The organism is Shinella sp. HZN7 (genome assembly GCF_001652565.1).
GTDB lineage: Bacteria > Pseudomonadota > Alphaproteobacteria > Rhizobiales > Rhizobiaceae > Shinella > Shinella granuli.
This window is the reverse complement of sequence record NZ_CP015739.1, coordinates 121,370-138,224: the sequence shown is the minus strand read 5'-3', so window position 1 is coordinate 138,224 and position 16,855 is coordinate 121,370. Positions and strand designations below refer to the sequence as shown.

General features: G+C 66.3%; 17 protein-coding genes. 1 reads left to right on the top strand and 16 read right to left on the bottom strand.

All coding sequences use genetic code 11. The annotated features are described in order from the left end of the window. Positions 1-2: 2 nt before the first annotated feature. From shn_RS27850 to shn_RS27800, 11 genes are all read right to left on the bottom strand, one after another. The gene (locus shn_RS27850; RefSeq protein WP_064333793.1) at positions 3-1,235 is read right to left on the bottom strand and encodes a PotD/PotF family extracellular solute-binding protein; all 1,233 of its coding nucleotides are present in this window, start codon (positions 1,233-1,235) and stop codon (positions 3-5) included. Further along, positions 1,235-2,311, bottom strand: a complete 1,077-nt coding sequence (locus shn_RS27845; protein ID WP_064333792.1) for a GTP-binding protein — start codon at positions 2,309-2,311, stop codon at positions 1,235-1,237. Before shn_RS27845 ends, shn_RS27850 begins: the two co-directional genes overlap by 1 nt. Next, a complete protein-coding gene (locus shn_RS27840) occupies positions 2,304-2,636 on the bottom strand; it encodes a hypothetical protein (RefSeq protein ID WP_064333791.1) in 333 nt (110 codons plus the stop codon). Before shn_RS27840 ends, shn_RS27845 begins: the two co-directional genes overlap by 8 nt. Positions 2,637-2,745: 109 nt before the next feature. Then, positions 2,746-3,627 (bottom strand): polysaccharide deacetylase, encoded by an 882-nt coding sequence (locus shn_RS27835; protein WP_064333790.1) that lies wholly within the window; start codon positions 3,625-3,627, stop codon positions 2,746-2,748. Between the two features lie 30 nt (positions 3,628-3,657). Next, positions 3,658-4,752, bottom strand: a complete 1,095-nt coding sequence (locus tag shn_RS27830; RefSeq protein WP_064333789.1) for an ABC transporter ATP-binding protein — start codon at positions 4,750-4,752, stop codon at positions 3,658-3,660. A gap of 58 nt (positions 4,753-4,810) precedes the next feature. Next, positions 4,811-6,043 carry a PotD/PotF family extracellular solute-binding protein gene (locus shn_RS27825; protein ID WP_064333788.1) on the bottom strand — a complete coding sequence of 411 codons (1,233 nt, stop codon included), beginning with the start codon at positions 6,041-6,043 and terminating at the stop codon, positions 4,811-4,813. A gap of 99 nt (positions 6,044-6,142) precedes the next feature. Continuing rightward, complete coding sequence (locus shn_RS27820; RefSeq protein WP_064333787.1) at positions 6,143-6,910, bottom strand: SDR family NAD(P)-dependent oxidoreductase; 768 nt, start codon at positions 6,908-6,910, stop codon at positions 6,143-6,145. Between the two features lie 14 nt (positions 6,911-6,924). Then, complete coding sequence (locus shn_RS27815) at positions 6,925-7,659, bottom strand: SDR family NAD(P)-dependent oxidoreductase (RefSeq protein WP_064333786.1); 735 nt, start codon at positions 7,657-7,659, stop codon at positions 6,925-6,927. Next, on the bottom strand, positions 7,659-8,504 hold the full coding sequence (locus shn_RS27810) for an ABC transporter permease (protein WP_064333785.1): 846 nt from the start codon (positions 8,502-8,504) through the stop codon (positions 7,659-7,661). Before shn_RS27810 ends, shn_RS27815 begins: the two co-directional genes overlap by 1 nt. A gap of 3 nt (positions 8,505-8,507) precedes the next feature. Next, positions 8,508-9,413, bottom strand: coding sequence for an ABC transporter permease (locus shn_RS27805; RefSeq protein ID WP_064333784.1), 906 nt, complete (start codon positions 9,411-9,413; stop codon positions 8,508-8,510). Positions 9,414-9,458: 45 nt separating this feature from the next. After that, positions 9,459-10,532 (bottom strand): ABC transporter ATP-binding protein, encoded by a 1,074-nt coding sequence (locus tag shn_RS27800; protein WP_064333783.1) that lies wholly within the window; start codon positions 10,530-10,532, stop codon positions 9,459-9,461. A 551-nt stretch (positions 10,533-11,083) separates the two neighbouring features. Here shn_RS27800 and shn_RS27795 point away from each other — a divergent pair. Then, entirely contained in the window at positions 11,084-12,094 is a 1,011-nt protein-coding gene (locus shn_RS27795) for a GntR family transcriptional regulator (protein ID WP_064333782.1), read from the top strand. Between the two features lie 324 nt (positions 12,095-12,418). On the opposite strand, the gene shn_RS27790 is transcribed toward shn_RS27795, so the two are convergent. Genes shn_RS27790 through shn_RS27770 form a run of 5 tightly spaced genes read right to left on the bottom strand, consistent with a single transcriptional unit; the run spans position 12,419 to position 16,679 of the window. Then, entirely contained in the window at positions 12,419-13,390 is a 972-nt protein-coding gene (locus shn_RS27790) for a biotin-dependent carboxyltransferase family protein (protein ID WP_064333781.1), read from the bottom strand. Beyond that, the gene (locus shn_RS27785) at positions 13,380-14,255 is read right to left on the bottom strand and encodes an allophanate hydrolase subunit 1 (protein ID WP_064333780.1); all 876 of its coding nucleotides are present in this window, start codon (positions 14,253-14,255) and stop codon (positions 13,380-13,382) included. The genes shn_RS27790 and shn_RS27785 overlap by 11 nt, the downstream gene beginning before the upstream one ends. Then, entirely contained in the window at positions 14,255-15,640 is a 1,386-nt protein-coding gene (locus shn_RS27780) for an acetyl-CoA carboxylase biotin carboxylase subunit (protein ID WP_064333779.1), read from the bottom strand. The genes shn_RS27785 and shn_RS27780 overlap by 1 nt, the downstream gene beginning before the upstream one ends. Beyond that, positions 15,637-15,879: an acetyl-CoA carboxylase gene (locus shn_RS27775; protein WP_064333778.1), complete on the bottom strand. Its 243-nt coding sequence runs from the start codon at positions 15,877-15,879 to the stop codon at positions 15,637-15,639. The genes shn_RS27780 and shn_RS27775 overlap by 4 nt, the downstream gene beginning before the upstream one ends. A 23-nt stretch (positions 15,880-15,902) precedes the next feature. Then, on the bottom strand, positions 15,903-16,679 hold the full coding sequence (locus tag shn_RS27770) for a 5-oxoprolinase subunit PxpA (RefSeq protein WP_064333777.1): 777 nt from the start codon (positions 16,677-16,679) through the stop codon (positions 15,903-15,905). Positions 16,680-16,855 lie beyond the last annotated feature (176 nt).

Here is a 16,855-nt window from a genome sequence, read left to right as displayed (position 1 = left end):
CGTCAAATGTCCTTCTCTGCGCGCCCGACAAGCTGCATCCAGCGTCGGACGAGATAGTTATGTTCATCCATGGTCGTGTTCCAGACGGCGATGCCGTTGGCGCGCTGCCAGTAGGAGCCGCCGCTGCGCACCGAACCGCGTTTCACGCGGACCGTGCCATCGGGACCTGGCAGGTCCTCCCGCGCGGCAAGGCCTTCGTACCAGTAATCCCACTCGGCGGCGCTCATATAGCGGCGCGAACGCTCCGGGGTGGAGATATAGTAGCCCTGCCGGGCGACGACCGCGCCCGGCCAGCCGGAAATCCACCAGTTGAGATAATCGTAGGCGACATCCAGCATGCGGCCGGAAAGCCGCCGCGAAAGGCACAGGCCGCCGTGCCAGGCGCGATAGCCTTCCGCGGGCGCGGCCTGTTCGACGGGGAAACCCCGGCCGTTCAGGATGCCGATGCCCGTCGACCACATGCTCTGGATGTCGGTTTCGCCGGCCACCATCAGCCCCGCGGCCTCTTCCGCCGTGCGCCAGAAACCCCGGAAGAAGCCCGCCTTGCGCCGCGCCTCCAGGATATCCATCAGCTCGTCGATCTCTGCCACCGTCATGTTGCCGATATTGCCGAAGCTCATCAGGCCGGCCGCCTGCGCGGCAAGCGCGGCGTCGAAAATGCCGATCGCCGGCTCGTCGACGAGGGCGGCGCGGCCGCTCCAGCGTTCGTCGAGAAGCGCGGCCCAACTGTTCATCGGCTGAAGGGGATCGACGGCATCGCTGCGATAGGCGAAGCTGTCGAAATTGTGCGTCGTCGGCAGCATGGAGATGCGGCCGGTCGGCGTGTCGCCGAGCGCAAGGCTCGGCTGGACATAGAGCTTGCGGGCCGGCACGTCCCCCTGGCCGAGACGGGCGCCCGGACCGATCTGGCCGGTCTTCGTCAGGTCGTTGATCTCGTCCCAGAGCGCAATGCGGGCAATCTCGATCGGCTGGATGGCGCGCCAGTACCAGACGATATCGAGATTGTGGAAACACTGATCGTAGATGTCGTAGCTGTCGGGTTCCTGCGCGGCCTTGTGCTGGGTGACGATGAAGTCGTTGTTGTCGAAACTGACCTCGATGCCGAGATCGGCCTCGGCCTTCACGCGCAGCTCCTCCAGAAGCGAGATGGCCGTGCCGAGCACGCGCAGCTTCGGCTTGCCGGCCGTATGGACGGCCGGTGCTGCCGGTTCCGGTTTCGGGGAATGCTTGTTCATCAAGGGCTCTGGGCGTTGCGAACCGGTGCGGCTGCCTCTGGCTGCGGACTGTCTGCGGCCTTCCCGGCAAGCGCGAAGGCGTTGAAGGACCGTTTCAACAGGTTCGGATCGAGACCGTCAACAATAAACACGATGCGCGAAGAGCGCTCCCCCGCCGGCCACGCGTCCATATGCACGGGCGGATGGACGAGATGCTGCACGCCATGCACCGCCACCGGCCGGTCCTCGCCGTCGATGTCGAGCATGCCCTTCACCCGCAACACGCGTTCGCCGTGGCGGTTGAGCAGCATGGTGAGCCAGACGCCGAAACCGGTCCAGTCGACCGGGGCATCGGCGGCGATCACGAAGGAGGAGATGGCCGCCTGGTGCGGCGTGCCGTCCGCCGTCACCAACCCGGCGGGGGCATCGCAATAGAAGCCGCTCGCCGATTGCAGTTTTGCTGCGCGATGGGCCGCGTCATCGCCGAAGAGCGCTTCGGCGCCCGGCCCGTCGGCCGTCGCAATGTGGTGGACCGCATCGGGGTTGAGTTCGGCAAGGCGCGAAAGCAGGCGCGCCAGACCGGCACTGCCCGCGCAAAGATCCGCCTTGGTGACGACGATCCGGTCGGCGATGGCCGCCTGCCGGTTCGATTCGACATAGGTTTCGAGTTGGGCGAGGCCATTGACGGCATCGACAGTCGTCACCACGCTGCCGGCGCGGAAATGATGGCGCAGCACGGGGTCGGATTTCAGCGTCGAGAGCACCGGGAAGGGATCGGCAAGGCCGGTGCTTTCGATGACGACGCGGGTGAAGGGCGGCACGAGGCCGCGCTCGCGCTTCGAATGGAGATCGCGCAGAGCCTCGGCAAGCTCGCCGCGCACGGTGCAGCACACGCAGCCCGATTGCAGCAGCACCATCGTGTCTTCGATCCGTTCGACGAGATGGTGGTCGAGGCCGACCTCGCCGAATTCGTTGATCATGACGGCGGTATCGGCAAGCGCCGGATCGGCAAGCAGACGCTTCAGCAGCGTCGTCTTGCCCGAACCGAGAAAGCCGGTGAGGAGATGGACGGGCGTGAAAGCGGGAATGTCAGCCATCGCTCACGCTTTCCATGCGCGCGATCAGCGCGGGGTCGAGCGGATCGCAGGGCCGGCCGGCGAGGCGCTCGGCGGCCGGCCAGAGATGGCCGAGGTCCTCGATCATCTCGCTCTTGCCGGTGCGCGTCGCCAGCACGAAGGATGAGCCCTGCCAGTCGGAAAGACTCATTCCGAAGGCGGCCAGAATGCGGTTGACCGCGACAACCCGGCGGGCGCGCTCGCGCCGCCGGTCGAGGCGCTCGACATTGCGCGTGAAGACGCCGGGCCGTGCGGCGGCATCCGTCCAGTGCTGATCTCCGCCGATGACGCCGCATAGGGAGCACATGGGGTGGTTCCTTTCTTCCTTGGATGCGGCGCCCCCTCAAAGGGAGGGAGATGGGATGGGGACTGTTTCGCCCATCTCCAACATCGCTCTTGGATCAGGGATCCCGCCCCTACTTCTTCCGCGGAAACCGCCGCGCAAAATCATCCGCGATCTCGTCCATCGTCACGAACTTCACGCCCGGATGCCTGATCATATGCGCATAAAGCCGCTCCAGCATCATCAGCACCTGCGGCCGGCCGGCGACGTCGGGGTGGATGGTGATCGGGAAGACGGCATAGTCCATCTCGCGGTAGACCCAGTCGAACTGGTCGCGCCACATCTCCTCCAGATGCCGCGGATTGACGAAGCCGTGGCTGTTCGGCGATTTCTTGATGAACATCATCGGCGGCAGGTCGTCGAGATACCAGGAGGCCGGGATCTCGATGAGGTCGGTCTCGTGCCCACGCTTCAGCGGCACCATCCAGTCCGACGGCTTCTTCGAATAGTCGATCTTGGTCCAGCTGTCGCCGACGCGCACGTAATAGGGCGTGAAGTCGTTGTGCATCAGCGAGTGGTCGTACTTGATGCCCCGCTCCAAAAGCAGCTCGTTGGTGACGTTGGAGAACTCCCACCACGGCGCGACGTAGCCGGTCGGCCGCTTGCCCGAGAGTTTCGAGACCAGCTCGATGCTCTTGTCGAGCACCTCCGTCTCCTGCTCGCGCGTCATGGCGATGGGGTTCTCATGGGTATAGCCATGGATGCCGATCTCGTGGCCGGCCTCGGCAACGGCCTGCATCTGCTCGGGAAAGGTCTCGATCGAGTGGCCGGGGATGAACCATGTCGTCCTGACGCCGAACCGCTCGAAGAGCTTGAGGAGGCGCAGGCTGCCGACCTCGCCGGCGAAGATGCCGCGCGAGATGTCATCCGGCGAATCCTCGCCGCCATAGGAGCCGATCCAGCCGGCCACCGCGTCGACGTCGACGCCGAAACTGCACAAAATCTCTTTTGCCATTTTGTATCTCCTTGGTTCCCTCAAAAAGGATCAATGGGCCGGGATGACCGTCGCCTCGGCGGGGTTCCAGCTCAAAAGAACGGGGGTTCCGGCCGGGAACGCGCCCGGGCGGTACTTGTCGACATGGGCTTCGAGCGCAACGGCCCGCCCGTCCTGAAGCCGCGCCGTCAGGTGCGCGATATGGCCGACGACCTCCGAACGCTCGATGCGGGCGTCCACCCGGTTCTTCGCGCCGAACAGCGTCCCCTCGCCCGCCGCATGCACCTCGATCGCCTCGGCCGGCACGACGAGATTGACGCGACCCTTCTCGGCGAGCGCGCCGTTGGCGCGGCCGGAAAGCGTTCCGATGCCCGTCGTCACCACCACGTCCTCGCCCTCGCTGCCGGCGACCTCGCCCGAAAGCACGGTGTTGCGGCCGATGAACTGCGCGACGAAGGGCGTGTTCGGGCGGGTGTAGAGCTGGTGCGGCGGGCTCACCTGCTCGACGCGGCCCTGGTTCATCACCACGATGCGGTCGGAGAGCGCCAGCGCTTCCGACTGGGCGTGCGTGACGAAGATGAAGGTGACGCCGAGGCTCTTCTGCAAGAGCTTCAGCTCGTTCTGGATGGCCTTGCGCAGATTGGCGTCGAGCGCGCCGAGCGGCTCGTCGAGCAGCAGGATATCCGGCTCGACGACGAGGCCACGGGCGAGCGCGATGCGCTGGCGCTGGCCGCCGGAGAGTTTCTCCGGCTTGCGCTCGGCGATGTCCTCAAGGCCGAGCGTCGCAAGGATGCGGTCGACCTTCGCCTCGCGCTCGCCCTTGGGAACACCCTTGACCTCCAGCCCGTAGCCGACATTGCGGCGCACGCTCATATGCGGGAAGAGCGCGTAGTTCTGGAAGATCATCGATGTCGGGCGGCGCTGCGGCGGCACGTCGTTCATGCGCTCGCCGCGGATCAGCATGTCGCCGGAGGAAATGCCCTCGAAGCCGGCGATCATGCGCAGCGTCGTCGTCTTGCCGCAGCCGGACGGGCCGAGGAAGGCGATGAACTCGCCCTTGCGGACGGACAGGTTGAAGTCGATGACGGCGGGCGTGCCATTGTCATAGACCTTGCCGACATTGTTGAGTTCGAGGTCGAACAGCATCAGGAAAATCTCCGGTCGCGGACCGGGGCCACGCGCGCCCCGGTCCTTCGTCTTGGGATCAGGCGTTGAGGAATTCGTCCCATTTCTGGATGAGATGGTCGTATTCGTCCGGCCACTGGTGCCAGTAGGCGACGTTCTTCGCGCGCTCCTCCAGCGAGCCGCCGTCGCGCAGGTCCCCCTCCTTGATGCCGCGCTCCTCCGCGCCGACCCAGGGCTTGCCCTCGTACCAGAAGGCGTATTTCTCCGGGGACATGACATCCTTGATGTTGGTGGAGGGCGAATAATAGCCCTGTTCGGAGACGGTGATGCCGGGCTCGCCCGAGAGCCAGTAGTCGGCATAGGCGATGACGGCGTCGCGGTTGGCCGTGCCGGCGATCATCGACGGGCCGATCGCCCAGCCGCGATAGCCTTCCTTCGGCACGGCGTACTTGCAGGCCTTGCCCTGCGCCTTGACGGCCATCACCGCCGGCTGCCAGGCGTCGCAGACGACCATCTCGCCCGAGGCCATCAGGTTGACCAGCTCGCCGAAATCGCCCCAGAGCGCGCGGAACTGGCCTTCCTTCTTCTTGGAGACGAGGAAGGCGGCGGCCTCGTCGATCTCGGCGGCGGTCGGGTTGCCGGGGTTCTTCACATCCGAGAGGCCGAGCGTGTTCATCGCCATGATGGCCTGGCCGAAGGCGATGAGCGGGTCGGTGTTGAGGCCCGACTTGCCCTTCCACTTCGCATCGAAGATCGCCGTCCAGGTGTTGGCCTCTTCGTCGGAGAGCACGTCCGGATTGTAGCCGATGGAATCGTAGTTGTAGACGGCAGGCACCATGTTGAGCACGGTCTGGCCCTCGTCCGCCCAGATCTGGCCGACGATCTGCGCGGCACGGTCCCACTTGTCGCTCGCCGTGGTGAAGGTGTCGCGGATATTGGCCCAGTTCTTCAGCGAGGCGGCCGGGATCGTCTCGACATTGTCGGTCATGACGATGGAGGGCAGGCGCTCGGCGATGATCTCCCAGCAGTCGTAGTCCTTCGAGCCCGAGAGGATCTTCGTCTGCGCGTCCGGGAAGGTGGCGGCGGTGCCCGAGGTGCCGCCGACGCCGGAGGCCTTCTTGAACTCCTCGAGGATGCGCTCCTGCACCGTCACGGAAAGGCCGATGGTGCGCAGTTGCTGGCCGGCGAGGTCAGCGGCCTGCGCGAAGGCCATGCGCGAGGAGAGGAACGGCGTGCCGCCGCCCATCGCCAGCGCCATCACCCCGGCCGAGCGCTTGAGGAGCGAGCGGCGATTGATTTCCGACTTGAACATGTCTCTTCTCCAGTTGTTATCGTTCCCCGGAGCCGCCCCGCGGCTCCTTTTTGTCTGCAATTCCGGACGCAAACCGCTGCACATGCTTGCCGGGATTGCTCAGTACCGGCCCACCAGGAGGCCGCCATCCACGACCAGCACCTGGCCGGTCATGTATCTCGCGCTGTCGGACGCGAGGAACACGGCGACATCGGCGATGTCCTCCCCGGTCCCGAGCCGCCCCATCGGAATGAACTCCGCCGCCTTCTCCGCCCCCGCGGGCCCGAGCGAGTTCTCCTCCGAGAGAAGCTGCGCGGTGCGGATGTAGCCGGGCGCGATGCCGTTCACCCGCACGCCGTCGCGCGCCATCTCCACGGCAAGGCCTCGCACCAGGCCGACGACGCCGGATTTGGCCGCCGAATAGTGCACGTGCTCGTCCCAGCCATAGGCGACGCCCATGATCGAGGAGAGCGCGACGACCGACCCCGACCGGCGGGCGCGCATGCCGGGCGCGGCGGCCCGCACGAGGCGGAAGATGCCCTTGAGGTCGATGTCGAAGGTGAGGTCCCACTTCTCGTCGGTGAGGTCGGCCAGCTTCGTGCGGTGCGCGATGCCGGCATTGGCGACGACGACGTCGATGCGGCCGTGCCGCGCCTCGACATCGGCGACCAGCGCGTCGGTCGCCTCCGTCGAGCGCACGTCGTAGAGGTGGAACTCCGCCGAGCCGCCCGCGGCCGAGATCGCCGCCACCGTCTCCTGGCTTTCCCTTTCAAGAATGTCGGTGACGATCACATGGTCGCCCAGGGCCGCAAACGCCTTCGCGGTGGCCGCGCCGATGCCGATGCCGGCCCCTGTGACGATGACGATGCGTTTCGTTTCTCTGGTCATGGATATCTCCGGGTTCACAGCATGACGTCGCCGGAATTCGGCCCGAGCGTCTGTCCGACGAAGAGGCTGGCGGCGGGGGATGCGAGGAAGGCGACGGTCTCGGCCACCTCCTCCGGCTCGCCGAAGCGGCCGAGCGGCAGGCCCGCCCGCTTGGCGGCCCGCCAGTCCTCCGAAAGCTGCATGACGAGCGGCGTGTTGATCGGGCCGGGCGCGACGGCGTTGACGCGCACCCCGCGGGCGGAAACCTCGCGGGCGAGCGCCTTGGTCATGCCGATGATCGCGGCCTTGGCGCCGGAATAGTGCACGAGCTCGACGCCGCCGATCTGGCCGAGCTGCGAGGCGACGTTGACGATGACGCCCGCCCCGGCGGAGAGCATCGCCGGCAGCACTGCCCTGGTCATCAGGAACGTGCCGCGCACATGCACGGCGAACATGCGGTCGAAATCGTGGACATCGAGGTTCTCGAACAGCGCCTGATGGGCGATGCCGGCATTGTTGACGAGCAGCGTGACATCGCCATGCGCCGCGACGGCGGCAAGATGGATGGCCGCGACATCCGCCTCGCCGGAGACATCGCCCGCCACGGCGACGGCCTTGCCGCCCGCCGCGCGGATCTCGTCCGCCACCGCCTCGGCGCGCTCGGGCGAGAGGTCGTTGACCGTCACGGCGTAACCGTCCGCCGCGAGCTTTTGCGCGATGGCGCGGCCGATGCCGGAGCCTGCGCCGGTGACGAGAGCTGCGCCCGCCATCACGCCTCCTCCTGGATCGCCATGCGCTTGGCGCGGCGCACCGACAGGCCCATCAGCACGGCATAGGTGCCGAGCAGCGCGAAGGAGAACAGCGTGGTCAGCACGCCGAAGGCGAAGACGTTCGGATGCACTTCCACCGAGAAGGTGCCGTAGATGGCGAGCGGCAGCGTCAGGTCCCGGCCCGAGGCGAAGAGCGTGCGCGAGAACTCGTCATAGGAGAGCGTAAAGGCGAAGAGCATGGCCGAGAGCACGCCGGGGAAGATCAGCGGGAAGGTGATCTTGCGGAAGGTGCGCGCCGGGGTGACGCCGAGCGACCAGGCGGCTTCCTCCACGCTCGGATCGAAGCGGTTGAAGATCGCCAGCATGACGAGGAAGGCGAAGGGGAAGGTGTAGACGACATGCAGCACGAAGGCCGTGCCCCACCAGTGGCGGTCGACGCCGAGCGTGTTGGCGACCAGCGCCATGCCGAGGCCGACGAGCACGCCGGGCACCATCATGCCGAGCACGATGAGATAGAAGACGACGCCCGAGCCGCGGAACTTCTTGCGGAACGCCTGGGCGGCGGTGACGCCGAGCACGGTCGAGACGATCATCGTCATGACGGCGAGCGCCAGCGAGCGCACCAGCGCCTGTTCGATCGGCAGCGGCGCGATGCGCGAGGGCGGGGTGAGGCCGAAGAGGTGCTTGTACCAGTAGGTCGACCATTCGATGATCGGGAATTGCGGCCCGCCCTCCGGCCCGGTCTGGAAGGAGAGGATGGCGAGCACGGCGAGCGGGCCGTAGAGGAAGACGATGAACAGCGTCGTATAGAGGCCGAGGCCGAGCTTGATGCCGGAAGCGCTCATGGCTCAGAGCTCCTTCCTGAGATCGACAACCCGGAGCAGCGCGGCGACGACCGCGCCCATCAGGATGGTCAGCACCACGCCGGCAACCGCGGCGAAGGCCCATTTCAGCGACCCCACCTGGGTGACGATGATGTTGCCGAGGAGGTTGACCTTGCGGCCGGACAGCGCGGCCGAGGTGGCGAACTCGCCGAGCACCATCACGGAGACGAAGATCGCACCCACCACCACGCCCGGCATGGAGAGCGGAAGGATGATGGTTCTGAAAATCCGCCAGAAGCTCGCCCCGAGATCCTGCGCCGCCTCGATGACGGAAGGGTCGATGCGGCCGAGCATGAAGGCGATCGGCCCGACCATGAAGACGCAGTAGATCTGCGTCATGCCGATGATGACGGAGAGTTCGGAGAACAGCAGCACCTCGATCGGCTGGGTGACGATGCCGAGCTTCATCAGGATCATGTTGATAGCACCCTCCTTGCCGAGCATCGGCCGCCAGGCGAGCACGCGGATGAGGAAGGAGGTCCAGAACGGGATGACGCAGAGCACCAGGAGTGCGGTCGAGAGCGTCTTGTTCTTGACGAAGAGCCCGACGAAGAGCGCCGCCGGATAACCGACGAGGAGGGTGGAGACGAGCACGATCAGCCAGATGCGGACCGTCGTCCAGAGCGCGCCCAGATAGGTGTCGGAGGAGAAGAAGGTGATCCAGCTCTTCAGCGTCAGCGTCGGCTCGATCTTGAAGGTGGTCTGCGTCCAGAAGGAGACGTAGACCATCATCAGGATGGGCGCGACGAGGAAGAGCAGCATCCACAGGACGCCAGGGGCGAGCAGCCAATAGGTGCGGTCCGGCTGCCTGCGGGTGGAAGGCGCCGCCGTTTCGACGGGCGTGTCATGGCTGGTGGCGGCCATCGTCATCTCTCATTCTCCGGGTGGACAGGGGCAGGACCGGCGACGGGGTTCTCAAACGAAGACAAGGGCGTCCTCCCGTTTCCAGACGAGGGCGTAGCGGGCCTTCTCCTCGAAGGCCTCGGGCGCGGCATGGCTGAGATGCGTCTCCACCTCGAAGACGCGGCCGTCGTCGAGTGTGAAGAAGGAGTTGATCGCGGCGCCGGAATACTCGCTGGCGACGAAGCTCGCCTCGATGCGCACCTCGTCGCCAGCGGCCGCCGCATCTCTCGGGCGGATCGCAACACGGTCGTAGCGGATGGCGTAGGCCGGCCTGCCGGATGCCTGGCGCACGCCGCCGAGCGCAAGGCGGCCGACGGGGCTCTCGAAGACATCGCCCGAGACCGCGCCGGAAAAGATGTTGTAGCAATTGAGGAAACGCGCGACGTCGGCGGAGGCCGGGCGGCTGTAGAGCGTGCCGGCATCCGTCGCTTGCGCGATGCGGCCGCGATCGAGCACCAGCACGGTGTCGCCCATGGCGAGCGCCTCGGTCTCCGAGCCGGTGACGTGGAGGAAGGTGACGCCGCAGCGCTCGCGGATGGTGCGGAGCTCCCCGCGCATGCGCGTGCGCAGGTTGGCGTCGAGCGCGCCGAGCGGCTCGTCGAGCAGCACCATGCTCGGCTCCGTCACCAGCGTGCGGGCGAGCGCCACGCGCTGCTTCTGGCCGCCGGAGATCTGCGTGACGGCGCGGTCTTCGAGGCCCGTGAGCCCGACGAGGCCGATCATGTCGCGCACCCGGGCGGTGACGGCCTTCGCGTCCGTCACCGGGGCGACGGCGCGGTTTTCGAGGCCGAAGGCGATGTTCTGCGCGACGCTCAGATGCGGAAAGAGCGCGAAATTCTGGAAGACGAAGCCGATGCCGCGCTCATGCGGCGGCACGCCGTCGATGCGCCTGCCGGCAAAGAGGATCTCCCCGCCGTCCGGCTGCTCGAAGCCGGCGATGACGCGCAACAGCGTCGTCTTGCCCGAGCCCGACGGCCCGAGCAGCGAGACATAGGAATTGTCCATGAGCGCCGCATCGACGCCCGCAAGTGCCGGCACGCCGGCAAAGGCCTTGTGCACATTCTTCAATTGGAGGACGGCTGACACCTCTGTTCCCACCAGTTCCGGCCAGGACCTTCGGCGCACGGGGGCTCCGCATCCCCGGGCGCGAACAAGCCGTCGGAGAGGGCAAGAGGCTCCCGTTCGCGCATCGGTCAGATGCGCGGCGCAGCGTCGATCCTGAGCATTTCGTTTTGTTCCACTGTCGACGCCTCTTCCGGGCGTCTTGTTGTCAAAACCATGGCATAAATGATTTTTGTATTCAATAGACTTTTTAGAAATTTCTATCGCGGGGCCGCTCCGGCCTTTTGCTCATGAATTTCCGGCTGCGGAGACCTCGTCTTCGCACCAGGACTTCCCACGTCTTCTGGCGAATTTGCGAGCATTATGCGCAAAAATCACCGCTTTCGCCGATAAATTCGGCGGGCAGACCGCCATGGCGGCGCGACCAGCGATAGCGCACCGTCATCTTTCGCGCTCGAAGCACCGTCAAGGTTATATTCAAATTTTGTATTCAATAATCATTTATGCCATCCTTTCCTTGCGGCGGAGAATGCGGCAGAGTGCTGCCCTCCACGAGGCCGACGGATCAGGACCCCATGAAGGACGAGCAGGCAGCCACCGGCACCCAGCGACGCTACGCGATCGCCGAGGACGTGCTGCGCAGCAATATCGAGGCGGGCACGCTGCCGCCCGGCCTGGTGCTCCTGGAAGGCCCGATCGCCGACATCCTGCAGACCTCGCGCGCGCCGGTGCAAAGGGCGCTGCAGGCGCTGGAGGCCGAGGGGCTGGTGCACCGCTTTTCCGGCCGCGGCTTCCTGGTCGGCCCGCCGGGCGCCGGCATCGAGCCGAACCGCACGGACATCAAGGCGCTCGGGCTCATCGTGCCGCGCCATGCGGACGAGGCGCTGCAAAGCCGCTCCTCCTGGGAGCGCATCTACAACCAGGTCGAGGCGGACGTCGCCGGCTGCGTGGTGTTCGGCCGCTACCGCATCATCGAGATGGAGCTCGCCACCCATTTCAACGTCAGCCGCACCGTGGTGCGCGACGTGCTGACGCGCCTGCGCGAGCGGGGGCTCGTGCGCAAGAACCAGAGCTCGCACTGGATCGCCGGGCCGCTGACCGCCCAGACGGTGAAGGACCATTTCGTGCTGCGCACCATGCTGGAGCCGCCGGCGATCCGTCTTGGCGCGCGTGCCGTCAACCAGGCGCGGCTGGAGGTGCTGCTGAAGCGCCTGCGCGCCGCCGAAGAGGCGAGCGCCGCCGGCTCCCTGCGCGAAAGCGAGGCGATCCAGACCGAATTCATCGAATGCTGCGTGCTCGCCGCGCCGAACGAGCGGTTGAAGGATCTCGTGCGCAACAACCTCCTGCCCGTCACGGCCACCGACCGGCTGCTGCGCCGCCTCGGCCTGCCGGGCGATCCCGCGATCATCACGGAGCTGCGGCTGGTCGGCGAGCTTCTGCTGCGCGGGGCGACGGAAGCGGCCGTCTCGATGATGGAGACCCATTTGGAGGCCTCGCTGAACCGCACCATCGCCCAGATGAAGATCGTCGCGATCATCCCCGGCCCGGGCGTCACGGCGGCGTATCTGACACCCGTGCTGGATTGAGAAGCAGCGGATCGCAAGGCGTCCGCCCGCCCCCCGGGAAGAGGCCGGGTCATGCCGTCCATCCCCCTCTGGCCTGCCGGCCATCTCCCCCTCAAGGGGGAGATTGGATGGGGCACCGTTCCGCCAATCTCCAAAGTTGCCGATTGAGCAAGGTTTTCGCCTCTTGCCGATCTCCCCCCTTGAGGGGGAGATGGCCGGCAGGCCAGAGGGGGGTGCGCCGAAACGCCACGACCAGGCCGCCCTCGCTGCACGGACAATGACCCCGCCCCGCCGGGCGGGCCATGTCTCGTCCTGAGCGCGGCGGCCGGTCGCATCGCCCCTCCCCTATGCCAGCGCTTCGCGCAGCTGCGCGAGGCTCGCCTGCCGGGCCTTCCGCGCCGCCAGCGCCTCCTCCATCGTCACCTTGACGAAACGGGTCGGGGTGTGGGGCTGGAGCTGGCCGATCAGGTCCATGTCGGCGGAGATGACCGTGCCGACCATGAAATAGCCGCCGCCGGACACGGCGTCGCGGTGCAAGATGATCGGCTCCGTGCCGCCGGGCACCTGGATCGAGCCATAGGGATAGCAGCTATCGACGATGTTCGACGGATCGGAGCCCGCCCCGAAGGGTTGGTCGCGCGCGACGAAATCCAGCTTGCGCCCGCCCTTGAAGCGATAGCCCATGCGGTCGGCCTCGTTCGCCACCTTCCATTCGTCAGCGAAGAAGTTCTCCTGCGACGCCTCGGTCAGGCGATGCCAGTAGAGGCCCGGCACGACGCGCAGCGCCGCCGGCAGGCCCGGCTTGCGGCGCAGCGCCTCCGGCACCGTTCTTCCCTCGCCGGAAAGGCTTGCCTTCCCGACCGGCAATTCGTCGCCCGCGGCAAGCGGCCGGCCCTTGTAGCCGCCGAGCGCGCCGATCGGATAGGTCGAGCGGCTGCCGAGCGCTTCCGGCACATCGATGCCACCGGAGACCGCGATCAAGATGCGCGCGCCGGACTTCAGGAAGTCGAAGGTCAGCGTCTGGCCCGCCTTCACCTTGAAAGCCGTCCAGCCGGGCTGGGCAACGCCGTCCACCTTGGCCGGCATGTCCGCACCTGTGACGGCGACCAGCGCATCCTCAGTGAATTCCAGCTTGGGGCCGATGAAGACGGCCTCGAGCCCCGCCGCGCCTTCGTCATTGCCGACCAGCAAATTCGCCGCGCGCATGGCGAAACGGTCCATCGCCCCGCCGACAGGGATGCCGAGATGGAAATAGCCGGGCCGGCCGAGATCCTGGACGGTGGTCGCAAGACCGTGGTGGAGAACCTTAATGGCCATGGAGCATGCCCTCCAGCGTGGCGTTGGTGCCGTCGATATCCTTCTGGAAGTCCCGGAGGTCGAACCGCACCTCGCGGATGGGCGGGGCGAAACGGCCCCGGTCGACATCCTCCACCGCCTGGTCATAGGCGTCGCGATCGATCGGCTTGAACTTGACGATGTCGCCGGGGCGGAAGAAGACCATGAAATCGCGGAGATAACTGGTCGTCTGCGCCGGGTCGAAGATCGGCATGGGCGTGATGCCGAACATCTGGTAGCCGCCCGCCCCGCGCACCGAATAGATGCAGCCGAAGCAGCCGCCATGGCCGACCGTCAGCCGCGGCGTGTCCGTGCGCGGCCGCAGGTATTTCGGCACCTGGATCTGCCGCTTTCGCTCGACCATCTGGTACATGAACGGCAGGCCCGCGACGAAGCCGACCATGGAGACGAACCAGGGCGAGCCGGAATGGGCGCCGACGAAATCCTCGACCGAGCCGTAGCCGTTGATGCGCGCGGCATAGTCGAGGTCGGTGCCCGAGGGCTCCTGGTGGCGCTCGCGAAAGCGCATCAGCGTCTCGTGCGTCCAGGGATCGTTGTAGAAGACGGGGATCTCGACGATGCGGGTCTTCAGCACGGGCTCGGCCTTTTCCGCCGCGCCCTCGATCGCCTTCACTTCCCGCAGGATGTCGTCGGGATGGATGAGGTCGGGATCGAACTTCACCTGAAAGGAGGCGTTGGCCGGGCAGATCTCCGTCACGCCCTTAATGCCGCTCTCGCGCACGCCCTTCGCCATGGAAAGGCTCTTGAAGAAGGCTTCGAGCGACATCTCCTCGCTGCATTCGACGAAGAGGTGCTCGTCGCCGCCAAATGTGTATCGGATGCTCATCAGGCAACCTCCGCGCTCGCGCCGGCCCTTGCGGCGAATTCGGTTTCAAGCCAGTGTTCGAGGAAACGGGTGTCGAAGGCGCCGCGCCGGACGCTGTCGTCCGCGGCGAGCGCCAGATGCAGCGGGACGGTCGTTGGGATGCCCTCGATCGCCAGCCCCTCCAGCGCGCCCTTCAGCCGTACGAGGCAAGCCTCGCGCGTCTCGGCCCAGACGATGAGCTTGCCGACGAGCGAATCGTAGAAGGGCGGGATCGTGTAGCCCTCGTAGAGCATCGTATCGAAGCGGATGCCCTCGCCCTCAGGCACGACGAGCCTCGTGATCGTTCCCGGCGCGGGCATGAACCCCCTGGCAGGGTCTTCCGCATTGATGCGGCATTCGATGGCGTGGCCCTCGGCCGCGACATCCGCCTGGCGGATCGACAGCGGCGCACCGCCGGCGATGCGGATCATCTCCTCGACGAGGTCGATGCCCGTGATCATCTCCGTCACCGGATGTTCGACCTGGATGCGGGTGTTCACCTCGATGAAGTAGAATTCCTGCGTCGCCTCGTCATAAAGATATTCCACCGTGCCGGCGCCGCGATAGCCGACCGCACGGGCAAGCGCCACGGCGCTGTCGCAAAGCCGCGTCCGCACATCCGCCGGCAGCAGGAAGGACGGCGCCTCTTCCCACACTTTCTGGCGACGGCGCTGCAGCGAGCATTCCCGCTCGAAGCAATGAATGAAATCCTGCCCGTCGCCGAGGATCTGCACCTCGACATGGCGCGCCCGGGTGATGACCTTCTCCAGATAGAGGCCGCCATCGCCGAAGGCGGCGAGCGCCTCGGCGGAGGCCTGCGGGAAATGGCGCTCCAGGTCGGCACGGTCGGCGGCGATGCGGATGCCGCGGCCGCCACCGCCTGCCGCCGCCTTGATCATGATCGGAAAGCCGGTTCTTTCCGCCACGGCCCGCGCTTCCTCGATCGTCGAAAGGCGTCCCACGCTGCCCGGCACCGTCGGCACGCCGGCCTTCGCCGCGACGGCCCGCGCCGCGACCTTGTCGCCGAGCAGGCGGATCGCGTCGCCCTTCGGGCCGATGAAGATCATGCCCGCCGCCTCGACGGCATCGGCGAAATCGGCATTTTCCGAGAGGAAGCCGTAGCCGGGATGCACCGCATCGACGCCGGCGGCCTTCGCCGCGTCCACCACCGCCGCTATGTTGAGATAGGACTTCTTCGGCGCCGGCGAGCCTATGTCGACGGCGGCATCCGCGAGCTTGACCGCCAGCATGTCGGCATCCGCCGCGCTGTGAACCTGCACGGTGCGGATGCCGAGCGCCCTGGCCGCCCGGATGATGCGCACCGCGATCTCGCCGCGGTTGGCAACGAGGATCGAGCGGATGGTCATGCCTCCACCTCGGCGATGACCTGGCCCGCCATGACCGGCTCCTCGTTGTCGACGAGGAAGGTGATGTTCCTGCCCGCAACGCCGGCCGGCACTTCCTGGAAGGTCTTCATCACCTCGATGAGCCCGATCGCATCGCCGCTCGAAACGGCGTCACCATCCGCCTTGAACGGCGGGACGTCCGGCGAGGATGCCCGGTAGAAGGTGCCCGGCAGGGGCGATCTGATCTCGATCTTGCTCATGGTTCTCTCTCCACTTTATGACGTCAGCGCCCGGCCACGTTCGAGACCGGCGCAATGCGAATGCCCGCCCCCACCAGCGCCTCGCGCATCTGGCGCACGATGTCGAAGGCGCCGAGCGTGTCGGAATGGAAGCAGATGGATTCGAAGTCGATGGCGATGTCGTTTCCCGTCACCGTCCTGACCTTGCCCTCCTTGCAGGCGCGCAAGACCTTGCGGGCGATCGCCGCCGGATCGGGCCGGCCGGCATCGCGGGTAAAGACGATGGAGCCGCTGTCGTCATAGTCCCGGTCGGCATAGAATTCGCGCACGACCGGCTGGCCGGCCTCCCCGGCCGCGCGCCAGGTGGCCGAGCCGCCCATGCAGAAGATGTAGGCATTCGGTTCGACGGTGCGCATGTACTGCACGAAGATCTGCGACAGTTCCGGATTGGCGGCCATCTCCATGTAGAGCGCGCCATGCGGCTTGACGTGCTGCAGGCGCACGCCGTGGCGATGGGCGAATTCCCGGATGGCACCGACCTGGTAGATGATGTCGTTGACGAGTTCCCGGGCGGTGCCGGCGATCTTGCGGCGGCCAAAACCCTGCAGGTCGTTGTAGCCCGGATGGGCACCGATGCCGACGCCGTGCTCGGCGGCAAGCCGCACGGTCTGGTCCATCAGGTTCGGGTCGCCGGCGTGGAAACCGGCCGCGATATTGGCCGAGCTGATCAGCGGCATCAGGGCGGCATCGTCGGTATCGCCGACGCGCCAGCGGCCGAAGGCCTCGCCCATGTCGCAATTGATGTCGACGACCTCGCGCACTGTCTCTTCCCTCGCCTGCTTTTCCCGACGGGGAAACGCTAGGTCGTTTTCCGCCTTTTGAAAAATTCTATTTTTCCATATATGAATTCTGAAAATCAGAACCCGTTGCCTCTTTTTGTTGCGGCGCAAAAATACGGGAAATCAAATGGATATGCGCAGAACGCCCGCAATGGTGC

Coding starts and splice junctions, on each gene's coding strand:
- shn_RS27795 (WP_064333782.1), top strand. CDS start 11,084: ATGAAGGACGAGCAGGCAGCCACCGGCACCCAGCGACGCTACGCGATC.
- shn_RS27830 (WP_064333789.1), bottom strand. CDS start 4,752: ATGCTGTTCGACCTCGAACTCAACAATGTCGGCAAGGTCTATGACAAT.
- shn_RS27820 (WP_064333787.1), bottom strand. CDS start 6,910: ATGACCAGAGAAACGAAACGCATCGTCATCGTCACAGGGGCCGGCATC.
- shn_RS27775 (WP_064333778.1), bottom strand. CDS start 15,879: ATGAGCAAGATCGAGATCAGATCGCCCCTGCCGGGCACCTTCTACCGG.
- shn_RS27840 (WP_064333791.1), bottom strand. CDS start 2,636: ATGTGCTCCCTATGCGGCGTCATCGGCGGAGATCAGCACTGGACGGAT.
- shn_RS27810 (WP_064333785.1), bottom strand. CDS start 8,504: ATGAGCGCTTCCGGCATCAAGCTCGGCCTCGGCCTCTATACGACGCTG.
- shn_RS27805 (WP_064333784.1), bottom strand. CDS start 9,413: ATGACGATGGCCGCCACCAGCCATGACACGCCCGTCGAAACGGCGGCG.
- shn_RS27780 (WP_064333779.1), bottom strand. CDS start 15,640: ATGACCATCCGCTCGATCCTCGTTGCCAACCGCGGCGAGATCGCGGTG.
- shn_RS27790 (WP_064333781.1), bottom strand. CDS start 13,390: ATGGCCATTAAGGTTCTCCACCACGGTCTTGCGACCACCGTCCAGGAT.
- shn_RS27815 (WP_064333786.1), bottom strand. CDS start 7,659: ATGGCGGGCGCAGCTCTCGTCACCGGCGCAGGCTCCGGCATCGGCCGC.
- shn_RS27785 (WP_064333780.1), bottom strand. CDS start 14,255: ATGAGCATCCGATACACATTTGGCGGCGACGAGCACCTCTTCGTCGAA.
- shn_RS27850 (WP_064333793.1), bottom strand. CDS start 1,235: ATGAACAAGCATTCCCCGAAACCGGAACCGGCAGCACCGGCCGTCCAT.
- shn_RS27835 (WP_064333790.1), bottom strand. CDS start 3,627: ATGGCAAAAGAGATTTTGTGCAGTTTCGGCGTCGACGTCGACGCGGTG.
- shn_RS27825 (WP_064333788.1), bottom strand. CDS start 6,043: ATGTTCAAGTCGGAAATCAATCGCCGCTCGCTCCTCAAGCGCTCGGCC.
- shn_RS27845 (WP_064333792.1), bottom strand. CDS start 2,311: ATGGCTGACATTCCCGCTTTCACGCCCGTCCATCTCCTCACCGGCTTT.